General features: G+C 80.7%; 1 protein-coding gene. It reads left to right on the forward strand.

All coding sequences use genetic code 11. The features are described from left to right. Nucleotides 1-244, forward strand: a 244-nt coding sequence (locus tag RZ84_RS42135) for a hypothetical protein (RefSeq protein ID WP_241778119.1), incomplete at both ends; no start/stop codon positions are given.

Consider the following 244-nt stretch of genomic DNA (forward strand, 5'->3'; position numbering starts at 1 on the left):
ACCGTCTCCGGGAACGGCTGGAGCGGGCCCGCGCCGCCGCGGACGTGGCACCCGTCCTCGCGCTGCGCGAGGACGCCTGGCAGGAGCTGGCCGTCGCCCAGCGCGCCGAACGGCAGCACCGCGCTCCGCTGCCGCCCGACCTCGCGGATGCCGAGGGCGACCGACTCGCCGCGCTGGAACGGACGTTGCGGGCCGACCTGGGAGCGCTCACGGCGGCGCGCCGGGCCGAGCGGCGGGGCGCCCG

The sequence above is a fragment of the Streptomyces sp. CT34 genome (genome assembly GCF_000805335.1).
Lineage (GTDB): Bacteria > Actinomycetota > Actinomycetes > Streptomycetales > Streptomycetaceae > Streptomyces.